The organism is Pseudomonas sp. PVC-5-1, assembly GCF_057444345.1.
In genome coordinates this window covers 3692681-3710623 of sequence record NZ_CM172024.1, presented here as the reverse complement: position 1 = coordinate 3710623, position 17943 = coordinate 3692681, and the positions used below count along the sequence as shown (strand labels likewise).

Here is a 17943-nt window from a genome sequence, read left to right as displayed (position 1 = left end):
AAGGCCGCTCCTACAGGGGCCGCGCTGCCGGGGCGGGTTGGGTAAGATCTGCCAGACACGCCGCAATCTGCCGTTCACCTCGCAAATGCACCACCGGCACCTGCGGCCCTGTGGCCTGGCGGCTCGCCTCGATCCCCGGCCGATACCCCCGATCGAACGTCCATACGAACTTCAAGAAGGTCAGAAACGCCCGGTCCAGCCGCTCGGTACATCCCGCCGGCAGGTCCGGTCGGGGCTTGTTCAGCACACTGCGCAGGATCACCCGCTTGAGGCAGGTCAGTCTCGGCGTATCCAGCCAGATGACAAGGTCGGCCCGCGGCAGACGCAGGTCGAACGTGCGGCGGGCATAATTGCCCTCGCATACCCAAGCCTCCCCAGCCACCGCATCGCGCACGCGGGTACGGAAGGTCTCGGCATCCGGCTCGACCCAGCCGGTCTCCCAGAACAACGTATCGAGGTGCACCACCGGCACGCCCAAGCGTGCGCCTATCTGCCGGGCCAGGGTCGATTTGCCACTGCCGGCGTTGCCCAGAATCACGATGCGTTGCATGGCCAAGTCCTTTTGGAAAACCGGCCATGCTAAATCATCCGGCCGGTTCGAGACAGCCATCGCGCCCGATGTGATAGCGCTGCAGGTCCTGCGCCAGGGTAAGCTGCCCGCTGTAGTGGGCGAGGGCTTCGTCGCGCACGTTGTCGATGCTCGGGCTGCGCCGTGGGTCGTTCTGGTAGCGGGCGCTGAAGTGCGTCAGCACCAGATTGCGCACGCCCGCAGCTTCGGCAAAGCGCGCCACTGCAGCCGCGGTGCTGTGGCCGAAGGTGACCCCCGTGCGCTCGACCACCGCCTGGGTGAACGTGGCCTCGTGCACCAGCACGTCCGCGCCCCTGGCGGCGTCGGCCAACAGCTCGGGGTTGTCGTTGTCGCCGCACACGATCACCCGCCGCGGCGGGCGCGAAGGGCGGAGGTAATCCTTGCCGTGCAGCCGCCGCCCGCCATGCTGCACCGTCAAACCCTTGGCCAGCTCGCCCCACAGCGGGCCGCGGGGGATACCTTCGGCTTCCAGGCGCGGGATGTTCAGTCGCGGTTCGGGGTTGAGCTCGGTGAACACGAAGCCGACGCTCGGCACCCGGTGCGACAACTGCACGCTGGTCACTTCCAGGGCGTCACTGTGCCATTCCACCAGCTCCTCCACGGCCAGCAGGCGCAGTTCGAACGGCAGGAAGGTATCGCTGGCCACCAGCCCCTGGCGCACCCAGTCGTGCAGGGCGGCGGGCAGGACAAGGTCCAGCGGCTGGGTGCGCCCGCTCATGCCGGCGCTGGCCAGCAGGCCCGGCAGGCCGAAGCAATGGTCGCCGTGCACGTGGGTAATGAAGATGGCGCGCAGGTCGCGGATCGACAGCGGTGTGTGCAGCAGCCGGTGCTGGGTGCCTTCGCCACAGTCGACCAGGTACCAGTGGCTGCCACTGGCCTCGATCACTGCGGTACCGCTCACATTGCGTGCCTTGGTCGGCACGCCGGCGGAGGTGCCCAGGAACAGCAAATCCATGGTCTGGCTCCTTGTTTCAGCCCAGCAGTAACGTCTCCACCAGCGGGCCGATGGGTGTCGGGCGGATGCAAGGTGCTGGTGGCGGCGTGGTACTCAACGGGTTTGTTCCTTCGAGATGATACGGGGCGCACACCTTAGCCGGATTGCTGCATGTCGTCGATGGCCCGCCAGGTCTTGCCTACTCGGCCTGCCGCCAGATGAGCTTGCTGGTGTCATAGCCTTGCTCCCGGGCGATCGTCAGCAGTTGCTCGCGCATCTGGTCCGTGACTGCAGGCGTGCGTGAAAGCAGCCACAGGTATTCGCGGTTCGGGTGGCCGACCAAGGCTACGCGGTAGTCCTGGTCGTGGTACAGCACCCAGTACTCGCCCTTGGTCAGGCCGGGCGCGAGGCGGCTGAACCAGTTGTCGAAGCGCACCCAGAGCTTGTCGGTGCTGCCCGGTTGCTGGGCTTCGGCGATGCCCTTGGCCTGGTTCCACTGGCCGTCCTTTTCCTGGCAGCGGTTGGTCACGTCGAGGCGACCATCCTCTCGCAGGCCATACTGCGCCTCGGACTGCACGCAGTTGCGCTGGAAGAACATCGGCAGCCGGGCGAGTTCGTACCAGGTGCCCTGGTAACGTTGCAGGTCGACCTGCTGGGTACGCGGCGGTGCCGGGTGATCGTTGCCGGCGCAGCCGAGCAGGGCCAAGGTCATGCAGGAAAGCAGCAACGTGGTGCGTAGCGCCATGGTGAACCTCCTTGATACGGACGGGGCTTACTTGGGTTTCGATGCGAGCGAGAGGCAAAAGTTGTACAGGATTATGCCTTTCAGAACGAACCGGTCTGCACTTCACCTGCACGCACGTAACGGGCGATGAGCACGCCCGTGGGCGAAACCTGCGAATGCTGCAGTGTGAAGGCCGCCGCTGCCGCATCGTCGCCGAACAGGCGCTTGCCGTGGCCGAGCAGCAACGGGTGGATCAGCAGTTGCAGTTCATCGACCAGGCCCGCCGCCAGCAGCTGCTGCACCAGATCGCTGCTGCCCTGGGTCAGCAGGTTGGCGCCGTCCTGTTGTTTCAGCGCGTGGACCGCTGCGGTGATGTCTGCGCCCAGTGCATGGCTGTTGTGCCAGTCGAGGGTTGCGGGGGTGTGGGTGGCCACGTGCTTGGGCACGCTGTTGAACAGGTTGGCGATGGAGAAGTCTTCCGAGCTGTCTTTTACCTTTGGCCAGTAGCCGGCGAAGATGTCGTAGGTGCGCCGGCCCAGCAGCAACTCGAAGGGCTGGCTGAACAGGGCTTGCATGGCTTGGCCGAAGACTTCCTCGGCGTAAGGTACGATCCAGCCGCCGTAGGTGAAGCCGCCGCTGGTGTCTTCCTGCGGACCACCGGGGGCCTGCATGACACCGTCGAGGCTGATGAAGGCGGCTACGATGAGTTTGCGCATGGGGACTCTCCTGTTGGCAGCCGGGGTGGCTGGGGGCGTGGGATAGTCGAATGGCGGCGGACAGAATCGACAACGCAAACCTGTGCCGGCCCTTTCGCGGGCATGCCCGCTCCCACAGGATCACCACAGCTCCAGAAAGCGGTGCAGTGCCTGTAGGAGCAGCCTTGTGCTGCGAAGAGGCCGGTGCAGGCTACATCACAGCCAGTAGGTGACCGCCCACCACCCCAGCCCACCCATCACTACGGTATAGGGCAAGGCCATCCACACCATTCGCCCATACGACAGCCGGATCAGCGGCGCGATCGCCGAAGTCAGCAGGAACAGGAACGCCGCCTGCCCATTCGGCGTCGCCACGCTCGGCAGGTTGGTGCCGGTGTTGATCGCCACCGCCAGCGTCTCGAAATGCTCGCGGCTCATGTTGCCATTGAGGAACGCCTGCTTCACCTCGGTGATGTAGATGGTGGCAACGAACACGTTGTCGCTGATCGCCGACAGCAGGCCGTTGGCCAGGTACAGCATGCCCGGTTGCTGCTCGGCCGGCAGCGCCAGCACCCAGGCAATCAACGGGCTGAACAGTTGCTGTTGATGAATCACCGCCACCACCGCGAAGAACACCACCAGCAATGCGGTGAACGGCATGGCGTCCTGGAAGGCGCGGCCCAGGCGGTGTTCGTCGGTAATGCCGGTGAATGCCGTGATCAGCACGATCACCATCAGGCCGATCAGGCCGACCTCGGCAACGTGTAGCCCCAGGCAGAAGATCAGGATCAGTGCAGCGAACCCTTGCACCCACAGAGCGATGCGCTGGGCAGTCGTGCGTGCAGCATCGTCCTCGGCCGCATAGGCGGCCAACACCTGGCGCACTGGCTCGGGCATCAGCTTGCCATAGCCGAACAGGCGCAGCTTCTCCAGCAGCACGCAGGTCAGCAGGCCGGCGCCCAGCACCGGCAGCGACACCGGTGCCACCTTCAGGAAGAAATCGGCAAAGTGCCAGCCCATTTCGTGGCCGATCAGCAGGTTCTGTGGTTCGCCCACCAGCGTGCACACGCCGCCCAGGGCGGTGCCCACCGCACCATGCATCAGCAGGCTGCGCAGGAATGCGCGGAACTGGTCGAGGTCTTCACGGTGCAACTGTGCGACCTGCTGGTCGCTGTCCAGAGCACTGTCTTCGCGCGGATTGGCCCCGGAGGCGACGCGGTGGTACACCGCATAGAAACCGACCGCGGCGCTGATGATCACGGCGGTCACGGTCAGTGCATCGAGAAACGCCGAGAGGAATGCCGACATCACGCAGAACAGCAACGCCAGGATCGCCTTCGAACGCACCCCCAGCAGGATGCGCGAGAACAGGAACAGCAGCAGTTCCTTCATGAAGTGGATGCCCGCGACCATGAACATCAGCAGCAGGATCACCGGGAAGTTGTGCTGCAGCTCTTCGTACAGGGCTTGCGGGGTGGTCATCTGCAACAGCAGGGCTTCGACCAGCAGCAGGCCGCCAGGCATGAGCGGGTAGCACTTCAGGGCCATGCCCAGGGTGAAGATGAATTCGAGCACCAGTGCCCAGCCGGCAGCGACCGGGCCGACGGCCATCAGCAGCAGCGGATTGAGTACCAGGAACAGGCAGATGACTGCCTTGTACCAAAGCGGCGACTGGCCTAGAAAGCTGTGGGCGAGGGCGCCGGTCAGGGAGCGCGACATGAATTTGTATCCTTATGATTCGGCGATGGCGCACGGTGCCGGATCAGCGCCTCTTAGGCAAGGCGTATAGTCCCGTTTTTGGCACAAGTGCGGTCATCGGGCTGGGTTAACATCCGTGCCATGAACCCTTTATCCGCAGGAGTGCCGCCCGTGACCGAGTACAGCGCATTCAAGGTCGAACTGACCAACAGCATCGCCCACGTTCAGATCAACCGCCCGGACAAGCGCAATGCGATGAACGCTGCCTTCTGGGAGGAGATCATCGACATCTTCCAGTGGGTCGACGACACCGATGCAGTGCGAGCTGTAGTGATCAGCGGTGCCGGCAAGCATTTTTCCGCCGGCATCGACCTGATGATGCTGGCTTCGCTGGCCGGGCAGATGGGCAAGGACGTGGGCCGTAATGCACGCTTCCTGCGCAGCACCATCCTGCGCCTGCAGGCGTCGTTCAATGCCGTGGACAAATGCCGCAAGCCGGTACTGGCCGCGGTGCAGGGTTACTGCATTGGCGGCGCCATCGATCTGATCTCGGCCTGCGACATGCGCTACTGCAGCAGCGACGCGCAGTTCTCGATCAAGGAAATCGACATGGGCATGGCCGCCGATGTCGGCACACTGCAACGTTTGCCTCGTATCATCGGTGACGGCATGATGCGTGAGCTGGCTTACACGGGGCGCAATGTCGAGGCAGAAGAGGCGCTGCGCATCGGCTTGGTCAACCGGGTTTATGATGATCAGGCCGCGCTTATGGATGGGGTCTTTGCCATCGCTGGCGAGATTGCCGCAAAATCGCCGATCGCCGTGGCCGGCACCAAGGAAATGCTCAGCTACATGCGTGACCATCGCATCGATGATGGCCTGGAGTACATCGCCACCTGGAACGCCGCGATGCTGCAGTCCGAAGACCTGCGCGTGGCGGTGGCGGCGCACATGAGCAAACAGAAACCGACGTTCGCCGACTGATCAGGCCGGGGGACGCGAAGTAAGGGAACCCCCGACATGTCAGCACGCTGGACTACCGCAGTACTCGACCCGCAGATCACCGGGGGGCTGGCCGTGGCCCGCAGCCCGGAAGGGTTCCTGGTGGACGACAACGGCGCGCTGTTCCCTCGCGACTGGCTCAAGCGCCAGGACCTCGACGTACTGTGCGAGCACGGCATCGGCCACTTCGACGGCCAGCCGGTGTTCCTGCTGGAGCTGCGCAGCGCTACCGAGGTGCCCGGCTGCGCCTGGCGCGGCCTGCGTGCATTCATGCTCGAGGGTGATTTCGACACCTACAAAGTGCTGGGCTATGCCGCGCAGATCGGCACCTGGGCCCGCGAGCACCGCTTCTGCGGCAGCTGCGGCCAGGCAATGACGCAGATTCGCTGGGAGCGGGCGATGTACTGCCAGCCTTGCGACCTGCGCAGCTACCCGCGCATTTCGCCGAGCATGATCGTGCTGGTGACCCGTGGCGACGAAATCCTGCTGGCGCGTTCGCCACGTTTTGTAACCGGGGTGTACAGCACGTTGGCGGGCTTCGCCGAACCGGGCGAGTCGGCCGAGGACTGCCTGGTGCGCGAAGTGCGTGAAGAAGTGGCGGTGGAGGTGCAGAACATCCAGTACATCGGCAGCCAGTGCTGGCCGTTCCCCCACTCGATGATGCTGGGCTTTCACGCCGAATACGCTGGCGGCGAGATCGTCATGCAGCCGGACGAGATCGAGGACGCCAAGTGGTTCAGCGTTCACGACCTGCCGCCGCTGCCGGCCGGGCGGTCCATCGCCCGGTATCTGATCGACCTGTATGTTGCACGGCGGCTGGGCTGTGATATCCCTGCTTTCCCGTCCTAGCTGCAGTGAGAAATGTTCTCCGACTAGGCGCAGGGCGCAGGCAATGGTCATTCCATTGCCAAGTCCTGCAACGACGGCGGAGGACATTTCTCGCGCAGATAGGGCGGGAAAGCAGGGGTATCACAGCCCATCAGGCTTGGCCGAACCAGTGCTGCCACGCTAGACGCACGGTCAGTGCCAGCACCACGGTGATGAACACTGGGCGGATGAACTTGCTGCCGCCACTGATCGCCGTGCGTGCGCCGAAGAAGGCGCCAACCATCACCGACAGGCCCATGCACAGGCCGACGATGTAATCCACCTGCCCGGAAATGATGAACACCGTCAGCGCTGCGATGTTGCTGACGAAGTTCATGCTGCGCGCCACGCCGCTGGCACGGACCAGGTCGATTGGGTAGAGCAGCAGGGTGCTGACCGTCCAGAACGCCCCGGTGCCCGGGCCGGCCACGCCGTCATAGAAACCCAAGGTAAAGCCTTGCGGCATTTGCCATTTCTTCTTGATGGGTGCATCGGCATCGAGCGGCGCCTTGGGCGTGCCACCGAACAGCAGATAGACGCCACAGGCGAAGACGATTACCGGCAGCATTTTGTTCAGCCATTCGGCCGGCATGTAGTGGGCGATCACTGCACCGAGCAAAGCGCCGGCCAAAGTGGCGAACAATGCCGGGCGCCACTGCGCCGGGTGGAACAGTTTGCGCCTGTAGTAGGTGAAGCTGGCGGTGGCCGAGCCGAAGGTAGAGCTGAGCTTGTTGGTGCCCAGTACCAGGTGCGGCGGCATGCCCGCGGTGAGTAACGCCGGGGTGGTGAGCAGGCCGCCACCGCCGGCGATGGCATCGATGAAACCGGCGACGAAGGCGACCAGGGCCAGGATCAGCAGGGTGAGGGGTTCTACGGTGAGTTCGAAGGGCATGGGGTTTTGGCAGGCAGGGAGGCAGGGGGCGGCAAAGGGCCGCACTAGAAGGGTGACATGGTAATCCTGGGGGGAGGTGTGTTGCCAGTGCCGGCCCTTTCGCGGGCATGCCTGCTCCCAAGGTTACCTGCACATTTCAAGACTTGTGCAGTACCTGTGGGAGCGGGCGCGCCCGCGAAAGGGCCGGTACAGGCCATCACATCAGCTACGGATAAACGCCAGCAAATCCGCATTGATCACATCGGCATGGGTAGTCGGCATGCCGTGCGGGTAGCCCTTGTAGGTCTTCAGTGTGCCGTTGGGCAGCAACTTCGCCGACAGTACCCCGGAATTCTCATACGGTACGATCTGGTCATCGTCGCCGTGCATCACCAGCACCGGCTGGGTGATGCCCTTCAGGTCTTCGGTGAAGTCAGTCTGGGAAAACGCCACGATGCCATCGTAATGGGCCTTGGCGCTGCCAATCATGCCTTGGCGCCACCAGTTGCCGATGATGCCTTCGCTGGCTTCTGCGCCGGGGCGGTTGTAGCCGTAGAACGGCCCGGCCGGCACATCGCGGTAGAACTGCGCACGGTTGCTGGCGACCTGGGCCTGGAAACCGTCGAACACCGATTTGGGCAGGCCACCGGGGTTACCGGCAGTCTGCACCATCAATGGCGGTACGGCGGCGATCAGCACGGCCTTGGCCACCTTGTCTTCAGGATGCCGGGCCATGTAGCGCACCACTTCACCGCCACCGGTCGAGTGGCCGACATGTACGGCGCCCTGGATGCCCAGGTGAGCGACGACCGCCGCCACATCGTCGGCGTAATGGTCCATGTCGTGGCCGTCCCATACCTGGCTGGAGCGGCCATGGCCGCGGCGGTCGTGGGCGACCACGCGATAACCCTGGGCGAGGAAGAACAACATCTGCGCATCCCAGTCGTCGGCGCTGAGAGGCCAGCCGTGATGGAAGTGGATAACCGGTGCATCGCGTGGGCCCCAGTCCTTGTAGAAGATCTGTACGCCGTCCTTTGTAGTTACATAGCTCATGGTCGGGTCTCCTGTGTGCAGGAAGCGAAGGGAGCTATTGAGAATAGGAGGGATTTGGCTTGGCACTGGAGATTATGGGTGCGGATTTGCACATCCCCTGTGGGAGCGGGCGAGCCCGCGAACAACGGCGAAGCCGGTGCCATCCATCGCGACGCCTGTTTCGCGGGCATGCCCGCTCCCACAGGGGAGTTGTGTCAACTAATCAGACGCGGTCGCGCATCCGGTACCAGGCCTTGGCCGCGGCTTCCAGCGGTGCTGCCAGCAGGTCGCCGCCGGGGAAGCGGCCGTTGTCGATGCCTTGGTACAGCGCCAGCAGGTCGTCGTCGCCAAGAATGGCATCGCTTACCGCCCGCGCCGCCGCCAGTGTAGGTAGCACGCCATGGCCCGAGAACCCCTGCAGCCAGTAGCGCTGGCCCTCGCGACCGACATCCGGGGTGCGCTGGATGCTGCAGTCGATATGGCCGCCCCAGGCATAGTCGATGGCCACCCCAGCCAGCTGCGGGAACACCCGCTCCAGGTAGGGGCGGGTGGCGCTGGCGACATCTCTGGGAATACCGCCCAGGTAGGTGCAGCCGCCGCCGAACAGCAGGCGATGGTCCGGGGTGAGGCGGAAATAGTCGGGCACGAACTGGTTGTCGATCACGCAACTGTTGCGCGGCAGTAGCGACTGGGCGAAGTCGGCATCCAGCGGTGCGGTGGCTACCTGATAGGAGCCAACCGGCAATAGGCGGCGCGACAGGTTGCGGTCGAGGCGGTCGATGTAGGCGTTGCAGGCCAGCACCAGCACTTGGCAGCGTACTTCGCCGCGGTCGGTACGGGCCACATAGCCGTCGCCAGCTTTCTGGTAGTTGAGCACCTGGCTCTGTTCGTAGATCCGCCCGCCAGCCGCCTCGATGGTGCTGGCCAGCCCCTGAGCCAGCTTGAGCGGGTTGAGGTGGGCGCCTTTGGCGTCGTATAGCGCGGCCTGGTAGCGCGGGCTGTCGATCCATTGAGGCAGCTCGTCGCGGCCGATCAGGCGCAGGGCGTCGTAGCCCCATTTGTGTTCGGCCTCATGCAGGGCTTCTTCCAGCATCTTCACCCGGCGCGGCAGCACGGCGGTCCACAGGCTGCCCAGCCGGTAGTCGATGTCGAAGCCATGGCGCTCGGGCAGTTTGCGCATTTCATCGGCGGCCCAGCACATGCTGGCCCACAGGCGTTGGGTACGTTCGACGCCCAAGGCCTTTTCCAGCGGCGGCATGTCGCACGACCAGCCGAGCAGTGCCTGGCCGCCGTTGCGGCCGGACGCGGCCCAGGCCACGCGGCTGGCTTCCAGCAGCGTTACACGCTTGCCGGCCTGGGTCAGGCGCAAGGCGGTGTGCAGGCCGCTGAAGCCGGCGCCAATGATCAGGACTTCGGTGTCGTGGCTGCCTTGCAGGGTAGGGTGCAGGGGAATGCTGGCGGGGTAGGTCTGGGCGTAGTAGCTGGCGACGTGCTGGGCGGATTGTTTGAACATGCAGGGGTCTCATGAAATTTGTTTTGATTATTTTCATGAAAATTTAGCATTAAAAATTCATGACGCCAGTATGTTGGTCAGGTTTTGTGGTTTGTCTGAATTCTCTGTATTCCTGGCCTGGCACTATCGCCGGCAAGCCAGCTCCCACAAGTCCTGCACAGGTTTTGAAAGCTGTGTGGTACCTGTGGGAGCTGGCTTGCCGGCGATAGGGCCGTAATGACAGTGCAAAAGCCTCAGGTTGAAGCTTTTCTCTTGGGCTGCCGCGGCTTGCTGGCAGCCTTGCTTCCAGCCGCTTTACTCTTCCCACTCCCTCTACGCTTCTTCTTCCACGGCGGCGCAGCCCCGGCTGCCGGCCCGCTGATGGTCATGCGCATGCCGCTGCACCGTTCGACCAGCTTGCCCATCCATGCCGACTGCCGGGCGACGAACTCTTCCAGCGTCATCTCGCCACTCTGCACCATGTCCAGCGCCTGCTCCCAGATAGCTGTGGTACCAGGGTCGGCAATGGCGCGAGGTACGGCGTCGATCAGGCTGAAGGCCGCAGGGGTGGCGGACAGCGCCTTGCCGTTCTTCACCAGGTAGCCGCGGTCAAGCAGGCCCTGGATGATGCTGGCGCGGGTGGCTTCGGTGCCGATACCGGTGGTTTCCTTCAGCTTCTGCTTCAACCGCGGGTCGTCCACCAGCTTGGCCACGTTCTTCATTGCCTTGATCAGGTCGCCTTCGGTAAACGGCTTGGGCGGCTGGGTCCACAGGTCTTTCAATTGCAGGCCCTGCACCATGCAGTCCTGGCCTTCGCGCAGCGCCGGCAGCACCTGGGCCGGTGGTGCCTCGCGGCCCTTGGCCGGAGTCAGCGCCTCGGGCAGCGCACGGCGCCAGCCTGGTTCGACGATCTGCTTGCCTACGGCACGCAGGGCATGGCCGGCGCAGTCGAAGTCGGCCTGGGTGCGGTCGTACTCGTGGTTGGGCAGGAACTGCGCCAGGTAGCGGGCGCGGATCAGGGTGTACACCGCCTTGTGCTTGGCTGGCAGGCGCGACGGGTCGCTGGCAGCGGCAGTGGGGATGATGCCGTGGTGGGCGCTGACCTTGGCGTCGTTCCACGCCCGTGAGCGGCGTTGCGGCTCCAGGTAGGGCTGCAGCGGCGCCAGGCTGGCATCGGAACGTTGCAGGGCGGCGAGGATGGCTGGCGCTTCGGCGTGCTGGCTTTGCGGCAGGTAGCCGCAGTCGCTGCGCGGGTAGGTGATCAGCTTGTGGGTCTCGTACAGGGCCTGGGCGATGTCGAGGGTTTCCTGGGCGCCGAGGCCGAACTTTTTCGAGCACAGCTCCTGCAGGGTGCCAAGGTCGAAGGGCAGGGGTGCTGCTTCACGCACGCGTTCGGTGGTCACCTTCACGGCCCGGGCAGTACCCGCATTGCCGATGTCGGCGGTAGCCTGCTGCGCCAGGGCCTGGTTCAGGCAGCGGCCCTGGTCGTCGCATGCGTCATCGGGGGCGCGCCACTGGGCGTTGAAGCCAAAGCCTGCGTGTTCGAGCTGCACGTCGATGGCCCAGAACGGTACCGGCACAAAGTCGGCGATGCTGCGGTCGCGGTCGACCACCAGGCGCAGGGTGGGCGTTTGCACCCGGCCCACCGGCAGCACGCCCTGATAGCCCGACTGGCGGCCCAGCAGGGTGAACAGCCGGCTCATGTTCATGCCGATCAGCCAGTCTGCGCGCGAACGGCCCAGCGCCGAGTGGTACAGGTTGAAGGTTTCGTGGCCCGGCAGCAGCCGCGCCAGGGCCTTGCGAATGGAGGCGTCGTCCAGTGCCGACAGCCACAGGCGCTGCACCGGGCCGCGGTAGCGGCAATGCTCGACCAGTTCGCGGGCGATCATTTCGCCTTCGCGGTCGGCGTCGGTGGCGATCACCAGTTCGCGCGCTTCGCCGAGCAGGCGCTTGACCGCCTTGAACTGGCTGGCGGTCTTGGGCTTGACCAGCATCTTCCACTTTTCCGGGATGATCGGCAGGTCGGCCAGGTTCCAGCGCTTGTAGCGTTCGTCGTAGCTGTCGGGCGGGGCGGTTTCCAGCAGGTGGCCGATGCACCAGGTCACGCAGACGTCGGTGCCTTGCCAGCAGCCATCGCCCTTGCGGTTGGCGCCGAGCACTTTGGCGATGTCTTTTGCCTGGGAGGGTTTTTCGCAGAGGAACAGGCGCATGGCCGGAGACGCTTCATCGGGGGTGATGGGCGATAGGATGCGCAAGCAAGGGCGCGGAGGCAAGTTTTATCTGGATGGATGTACAGGTTTTTGTCAGGGAAGATGTATTTTGCTGTGCCGGCCTCTTCGCGGGCTTGCCCGCTCCCACAGGTACTGCACAGCATTCAATATCTGTGGGGTCCTTGTGGGAGCGGGCAAACCCGCGAAGAGGCAGGTACAGGGATCAGGCCCGCGAGTCGCGCACCATGTCCACGTGCGGGATGCCGGCTTCGAGGAACTCTTCGCTGACTACGCGAAAGCCCAGCCGCTCGTAGAACGGCGTGGCGTGCACCTGGGCGCTGAGCATCTGCTGTTTCAGGTCGCGGTTCTGTGCTTCGACAATCACCGCGTTCATCAGCGCGTCACCCACTTTCAGCCCGCGCCAGTCCTTCAGCACCGAGACCCGGCCGATGGTGCCGTCAGGCAGCAGGCGCGCTGTGCCGATCGGGTAGTCGCCTTCCAGGGCCAGGAAGTGCGCGGCGGTCGGGTCATCCGAATCCCACTCCAGTTCTGGTGGAACGTGCTGTTCGGCAATGAACACCGCTTCGCGGATGCGGCGGATGTCGGCGTTGTCCTTGTGCCAGTCGGCGAGGCGCACACGAATCTTATTCATTGGCGAATCCCAGGCTTCCTTGTTTGACCAGCTGCTGTACCAGCATAAGGCCATCTTCATCCTGCAGCCATTCGCCCAGGTTGTCGATGTGCAGGGCGTCAGCCGCGCAAACCAGCTTCAGCAGCTCGCGCAGTTTGCCCGGCAGCGGGCAGCTGCGGCCGCTGGCGAACAGAAGCAGGTCTTCTTCGAATTCCGACCAGGCCAGACGCGCGCTCGGGTTGCGGATCAGGATGGCGCCTTGTTCCAGGGCATCGATCAGTTCTTCCTCGGACAGCTCTTCACCGACGATCTGCTCGGGGTAGCGTGGCTCGGTCATGAACTGGCCGAACCAGGTCAGCAGCAGGTCCTTGTCGCCCATGTGCTTGTCGAGCAGCGCCTTGAGGCGGTCGAGGGCGTCGTGCTGGATCTGGTGCGGGTCGCTGACCGGCTGGGCATCGGCGTCGCTGTAGCGTTCTTCGTCGGGCAGGAACTGGCCGAGGAAATCGGTGAAGTGGGTCAGCACTTCGGCGGCGCTTGGCGCGCGGAAGCCTACCGAGTAGGTCAGGCAGTCGTCCACGGCCACGCCGTAGTGGGCCAGGCGTGGTGGCAGGTAAAGCATGTCGCCCGGCTCCAGGGTCCACTCATCGCTCTGCTCGAAGTCGGCGAGGATGCGCAGGTCGGCGTGCTCCAGCAGCGAGCTGTCGCTGCTGCACATCTGGCCGATTTTCCAGTTGCGCTGGCCGTGGCCCTGCAGCAGGAAAACGTCGTAGTTGTCAAAGTGCGGGCCGACGCTGCCACCAGGGGCGGCGAAGCTGATCATCACGTCATCGATGCGCCAGCTGGGCAGGAAGCGGAAGTTTTCCAGCAGTTCGGCTACTTCCGGGACGAACTGGTCCACGGCCTGCACCAGCAGGGTCCAGTCCTTTTCCGGCAGCTCGGCGAAGGTGTCTTCGGTGAACGGGCCGCGGCGCAGCTCCCACGGGTGCGCGCCGTGCTCGAGCACGATACGCGACTCTACTTCCTCTTCCAGGGCCAGGCCGGCCAGCTCGTCGGGGTCGATCGGGCTGATGAAGTCCGGGAATGCCTGGCGCACCAGCAGCGGCTTCTTCTGCCAGTAGTCGCGCATGAATTCGCGGGCCGAGATGCCGCCGAGCAGCTGCAGTGGAGTATCAGGATTCATGTTCAACCTATTGAAAAAATGTAATTTTCGTCCGGGAATAAAAACGCCCGGCCAGGCCGGGCGTTGAACGCGACGGTCAGCTTAGATGCGTTTGGCCTGTGCTGCCGCGTTACCGATGTAGGTAGCAGGGGTCAGCTGCTTGAGCTCGGCCTTGGCTTCGGCTGGCATGTCCAGGCCGTCAATGAAGGTCAGCAGCGCTTCCGGAGTGATGCCCTTGCCACGGGTCAGCTCCTTGAGCTTCTCGTAGGGGTTTTCGATGTTGAAGCGGCGCATCACGGTCTGGATCGGCTCGGCCAGCACTTCCCAGCAGGCGTCCAGGTCGGCGGCAATGCGGGCTTCGTTGACTTCCAGCTTGCCGATGCCTTTCAGGCTGGCTTCGTAGGCGATGACGCTGTGAGCAAAGCCCACGCCCAGGTTGCGCAGCACGGTGGAGTCGGTCAGGTCACGCTGCCAGCGCGAGATCGGCAGCTTGCTGGCCAGGTGCTGGAACAGCGCGTTGGCGATACCCAGGTTGCCTTCGGAGTTTTCGAAGTCGATCGGGTTGACCTTGTGCGGCATGGTCGACGAGCCGATTTCGCCGGCAACGGTCTTCTGCTTGAAGTAGCCCAGCGAGATGTAGCCCCACACATCGCGATCGAAGTCGATCAGGATGGTGTTGAAGCGAGCGATGGCGTCGAACAGCTCGGCGATGTAGTCGTGCGGCTCGATCTGGGTGGTGTACGGGTTGAACTGCAGGCCCAGCTCGTCTTCGATGAAGGCGCGGGCGTTCTGCTCCCAGTCGATCTGCGAGTAGGCCGACAGGTGGGCGTTGTAGTTGCCCACGGCGCCGTTGATCTTGCCCAGCAACGGCACGGCGGCAACCTGGGCGATCTGGCGCTCCAGGCGGTACACGACGTTGGCCAGTTCTTTACCCAGGGTGGTCGGCGAAGCCGGCTGGCCGTGGGTGCGCGACAGCATCGGCACGTCGGCGTGGGCGTGGGCCAGGGCGCGGATGGCGTCGGCGATCTGGCGCATCAGCGGCAGCAGCACTTCGTCACGGCCGGCGCGCAGCATCAGGGCGTGGGACAGGTTGTTGATGTCCTCGCTGGTGCAGGCGAAGTGGATGAACTCGCTGACCTTGGCCAGCTCAGGCAGCTTGGCGGCCTGCTCCTTGAGGAGGTATTCGATCGCCTTGACGTCGTGGTTGGTGGTGCGCTCGATTTCCTTGACGCGTTCGGCGTGCTCGAGCTTGAAGTCGGTGGCCAGGCTGTCCAGCAGGGCGTTGGCTTCGGCGGAGAACGCCGGCACTTCGCCGATCTGCGGGTGGGCGGCCAGGCGCTGCAGCCAGCGCACTTCGACCAGGGCGCGGAAACGGATCAGGCCGAATTCGCTGAAAATGGGGCGCAAGGCCTGGGTTTTGCCGGCATAACGGCCGTCTACAGGGGAAACCGCAGTGAGCGAAGAAAGCTGCATGGGGTGTTCTCGGACAGTCAGGCTTTTGGAAGGGCGCATATCATACATGAATTTCGCGCCCGAGTCGGGTGGCTGACCAAAGGTCGGGCCATAAATCAGCTGTGGCATTGTGCATTGCCTGTTCTGGCCCTATCGCCGGCCAGCCAGCTCCCACAGGTACTGCACCGGTCTTGAGCACAGTGCATATCCTTTGGGAGCTGGCTGGCCGGCGATGAGGCCGGAACTGTCAAACCCCTGTCAGGAGGGGCTGCGCATCATGTCGTACAGTTCGTTCAACAGCTTGCGCCGGCTGAATACCAGCTGCCAGCGGTGCCCGCCCAGCTGGCGCCACAGGCGTGCGGCGCGGATGCCGGCCAGCAGCAGGGCGCGGATCTTCGAGGCGTTGCTGGCCTGCTGCAGGAAGCGCATGTCGCCATGTACCTGGATGCGCTGGCGCAAGGTGCTCAGGGTGTCCTGGTACAAGGCTCCACTGGAAGCGATGACGTTTTCATGAACCAGGCCGAAATGCTCGGCCTGGGACTGGATTTGCGGCAGGCGGTTGCCGATGGTGTCGAGCAGGTCGCCGCGCTTGTTTAGCTGGCGCTCCAGGCCCAGCATCGACAGGGCGTAGCGCAGCGGCTCGCGCTGCAGGCTACTGGGGTCGCGCTCCAGCGCACCGACCAGCGCGCGATAGCCGTCGCGCAGGTTCAGGTCGTCACCGCCGAAAACTTCCAGGGTGTCCTTGGGGTCACGGACCAGCAGGCTGCCCAGCATGCAGCCGATGTTGGCCTCGCTGGCCTGGCCGGTGCGGGCGATGCGGTCGACCAGTACGGCGGCCTGGAACACACCGCCCAACGCAATCAGCTGCTCCTGCAGGTTGCTCATGCGCGCGGGCTCCAAGGCTCGGCAGCCTCGATCACGCCGCCGCCCAGGCACACTTCGCCGTCGTAGAACACCACCGACTGGCCCGGGGTAACGGCGCGTTGCGGTTCGTCGAACACTGCGCGGTAACCGCTTTCGGTCAGTTCCAGGGTGCACTGCTGGTCGCTTTGGCGGTAACGCACCTTGGCGGTGAGCTGGCGCGGGTTGCTGAGGTCGACCGGGTTGACCCAGAAAATTTCCGAAGCGAGCAGGGCGCGGGAGAACAACCACGGGTGTTCATTACCCTGGCCGACCACCAGCACGTTGCGGGTCAGGTCCTTGTGCAGCACGTACCACGGCTCGTCACCGGCGTCCTTCAGGCCGCCAATGCCCAGGCCCTGGCGCTGGCCGATGGTGTGGTACATCAGGCCGTGGTGGCGGCCGATCACTTCACCGTCGGTTGTCTCGATGTTGCCCGGCTGGGCCGGCAGGTATTGCTTGAGGAAGTCGCTGAAGCGGCGCTCGCCGATGAAGCAGATGCCGGTGGAGTCCTTCTTCTTGGCGGTGGCCAGGCCGTGCTTTTCGGCAATGGCGCGTACTTCGGGCTTTTCCAGCTCGCCGACCGGGAACAGGGTGCGGGCGATTTCCTTGCCGCCGACGGCGTGCAGGAAGTAGCTCTGGTCCTTGTTCGGGTCCAGGCCCTTGAGCAGCTCGGTGAGTTCACCGGTGTCGCGGCGGCGCACGTAGTGGCCGGTGGCGATCAGGTCGGCACCCAGCGACAGGGCGTAGTCGAGGAACGCCTTGAACTTGATTTCGCGGTTGCAGAGGATGTCCGGGTTGGGCGTGCGGCCGGCCTTGTACTCTTCGAGGAAGTGCTCGAACACGTTGTCCCAGTATTCGGCGGCGAAGTTGGCGGTGTGCAGCTTGATGCCGATGCGGTCGCACACGGCCTGGGCGTCGGCCAGGTCTTCACGGGCGGTGCAGTATTCGGTGCCGTCGTCTTCTTCCCAGTTCTTCATGAACAGCCCTTCCACCTGGTAGCCCTGCTCCATGAGCAGAAGGGCGGAGACGGAAGAGTCCACGCCGCCGGACATGCCGACGATGACGCGGGTCTTGGCGGGGTCTTTGAGTGCTGGGCTGGTCATGGTTACCGGTGTGTATCAAGGGGGAAAAACGCCGATTCTATCAAACCTGCGGCGGCGCGTCAGTCGCGCAGCAGGTCGAGGCTGTGCAAGGGGCCTTTGAGGTAATCGTCGAGGCAGCGTGGCACCAGCTCGCTGCGCCAGCGGGCGGGGTCGGCCAGCAGTTCGTCGCGGGTCAGCCACACGGCGCGGACGATGTCGCTGTCCAATGCCAGGTCGGCGTGATGGCGCACGGGGCGGGCGGCGAAGCAGACGCGCTGGTAGGTCACGCCGTTGCTTGGGGCGGTGTACAGGTAGATGCCGACCACGCCGGTGAGCTCGACTTCCCAGGCGGTTTCTTCGAGGGTTTCGCGCAGGGCGGCCTGGGGCAGGGTCTCGTTGGGTTCGAGGTGGCCGGCGGGCTGGTTGAAGACGTGCTGGTTGGCTTTGAACTCTTCGACGAAAAGGAACTTGCCTTCGTGTTCGACGATGGTGGCGACGGTGATGTGGGGTTGCCAGGTCATTTGTATGTCCCTTCAGATTGGTGGGGCCGCTTTGCGGCCAATCGCCGGCAAGCCAGCTCCCACAGGTGCAGTGCAAGCTTG

General features: G+C 64.3%; 17 protein-coding genes. 2 read left to right on the top strand and 15 right to left on the bottom strand.

The features are described from left to right. Positions 1-10: 10 nt before the first annotated feature. From AC2T3R_RS17120 to nhaB, 5 genes are all read right to left on the bottom strand, one after another. Positions 11-550 (bottom strand): P-loop NTPase family protein, encoded by a 540-nt coding sequence (locus AC2T3R_RS17120; RefSeq protein WP_085720536.1) that lies wholly within the window; start codon positions 548-550, stop codon positions 11-13. 34 nt (positions 551-584) lie between these two features. Continuing rightward, positions 585-1544 carry a ribonuclease Z gene (locus tag AC2T3R_RS17115; RefSeq protein WP_486743996.1) on the bottom strand — a complete coding sequence of 320 codons (960 nt, stop codon included), beginning with the start codon at positions 1542-1544 and terminating at the stop codon, positions 585-587. 178 nt (positions 1545-1722) lie between these two features. Beyond that, positions 1723-2268: a lipocalin family protein gene (locus AC2T3R_RS17110; protein WP_013973308.1), complete on the bottom strand. Its 546-nt coding sequence runs from the start codon at positions 2266-2268 to the stop codon at positions 1723-1725. 80 nt (positions 2269-2348) lie between these two features. Continuing rightward, positions 2349-2963 (bottom strand): dihydrofolate reductase family protein, encoded by a 615-nt coding sequence (locus AC2T3R_RS17105; protein ID WP_410952361.1) that lies wholly within the window; start codon positions 2961-2963, stop codon positions 2349-2351. A gap of 195 nt (positions 2964-3158) precedes the next feature. Beyond that, on the bottom strand, positions 3159-4661 hold the full coding sequence (gene nhaB, locus AC2T3R_RS17100; RefSeq protein ID WP_410952360.1) for a sodium/proton antiporter NhaB: 1503 nt from the start codon (positions 4659-4661) through the stop codon (positions 3159-3161). A 150-nt stretch (positions 4662-4811) separates the two neighbouring features. Between nhaB and AC2T3R_RS17095 the strand changes: the two genes are divergently transcribed. Both AC2T3R_RS17095 and nudC read left to right on the top strand, forming a co-directional pair. Next, positions 4812-5624: a crotonase/enoyl-CoA hydratase family protein gene (locus AC2T3R_RS17095; protein WP_015270981.1), complete on the top strand. Its 813-nt coding sequence runs from the start codon at positions 4812-4814 to the stop codon at positions 5622-5624. A 36-nt stretch (positions 5625-5660) separates the two neighbouring features. Next, a complete protein-coding gene (gene nudC / locus AC2T3R_RS17090) occupies positions 5661-6491 on the top strand; it encodes an NAD(+) diphosphatase (protein WP_061551147.1) in 831 nt (276 codons plus the stop codon). A 130-nt stretch (positions 6492-6621) separates the two neighbouring features. Here the strand turns inward: nudC and AC2T3R_RS17085 are convergent, their stop codons facing one another. The 10 genes from AC2T3R_RS17085 to AC2T3R_RS17040 form a co-directional block, all read right to left on the bottom strand. Next, a complete protein-coding gene (locus AC2T3R_RS17085; RefSeq protein ID WP_410952357.1) occupies positions 6622-7401 on the bottom strand; it encodes a TSUP family transporter in 780 nt (259 codons plus the stop codon). Between the two features lie 201 nt (positions 7402-7602). Next, positions 7603-8433: an alpha/beta fold hydrolase gene (locus AC2T3R_RS17080; protein ID WP_486743995.1), complete on the bottom strand. Its 831-nt coding sequence runs from the start codon at positions 8431-8433 to the stop codon at positions 7603-7605. 202 nt (positions 8434-8635) lie between these two features. Beyond that, positions 8636-9925 carry an NAD(P)/FAD-dependent oxidoreductase gene (locus AC2T3R_RS17075; RefSeq protein ID WP_486743994.1) on the bottom strand — a complete coding sequence of 430 codons (1290 nt, stop codon included), beginning with the start codon at positions 9923-9925 and terminating at the stop codon, positions 8636-8638. A 233-nt stretch (positions 9926-10158) separates the two neighbouring features. Continuing rightward, positions 10159-12114 (bottom strand): DNA topoisomerase III, encoded by a 1956-nt coding sequence (locus tag AC2T3R_RS17070; RefSeq protein ID WP_486743993.1) that lies wholly within the window; start codon positions 12112-12114, stop codon positions 10159-10161. A gap of 223 nt (positions 12115-12337) precedes the next feature. Beyond that, positions 12338-12766, bottom strand: a complete 429-nt coding sequence (locus AC2T3R_RS17065) for a GNAT family N-acetyltransferase (protein WP_003258855.1) — start codon at positions 12764-12766, stop codon at positions 12338-12340. Beyond that, a complete protein-coding gene (locus AC2T3R_RS17060; protein WP_013973298.1) occupies positions 12759-13925 on the bottom strand; it encodes a ribosomal protein uL16 3-hydroxylase in 1167 nt (388 codons plus the stop codon). Before AC2T3R_RS17060 ends, AC2T3R_RS17065 begins: the two co-directional genes overlap by 8 nt. A gap of 81 nt (positions 13926-14006) precedes the next feature. Then, positions 14007-15377, bottom strand: a complete 1371-nt coding sequence (gene purB, locus AC2T3R_RS17055; protein ID WP_013973297.1) for an adenylosuccinate lyase — start codon at positions 15375-15377, stop codon at positions 14007-14009. 237 nt (positions 15378-15614) lie between these two features. After that, positions 15615-16241, bottom strand: coding sequence for a high frequency lysogenization protein HflD (hflD, locus tag AC2T3R_RS17050; RefSeq protein ID WP_015270973.1), 627 nt, complete (start codon positions 16239-16241; stop codon positions 15615-15617). Beyond that, complete coding sequence (gene mnmA / locus AC2T3R_RS17045) at positions 16238-17362, bottom strand: tRNA 2-thiouridine(34) synthase MnmA (protein ID WP_039614508.1); 1125 nt, start codon at positions 17360-17362, stop codon at positions 16238-16240. Before mnmA ends, hflD begins: the two co-directional genes overlap by 4 nt. 59 nt (positions 17363-17421) lie before the next feature. Continuing rightward, positions 17422-17862: an NUDIX hydrolase gene (locus tag AC2T3R_RS17040; RefSeq protein ID WP_023662388.1), complete on the bottom strand. Its 441-nt coding sequence runs from the start codon at positions 17860-17862 to the stop codon at positions 17422-17424. Positions 17863-17943 lie beyond the last annotated feature (81 nt).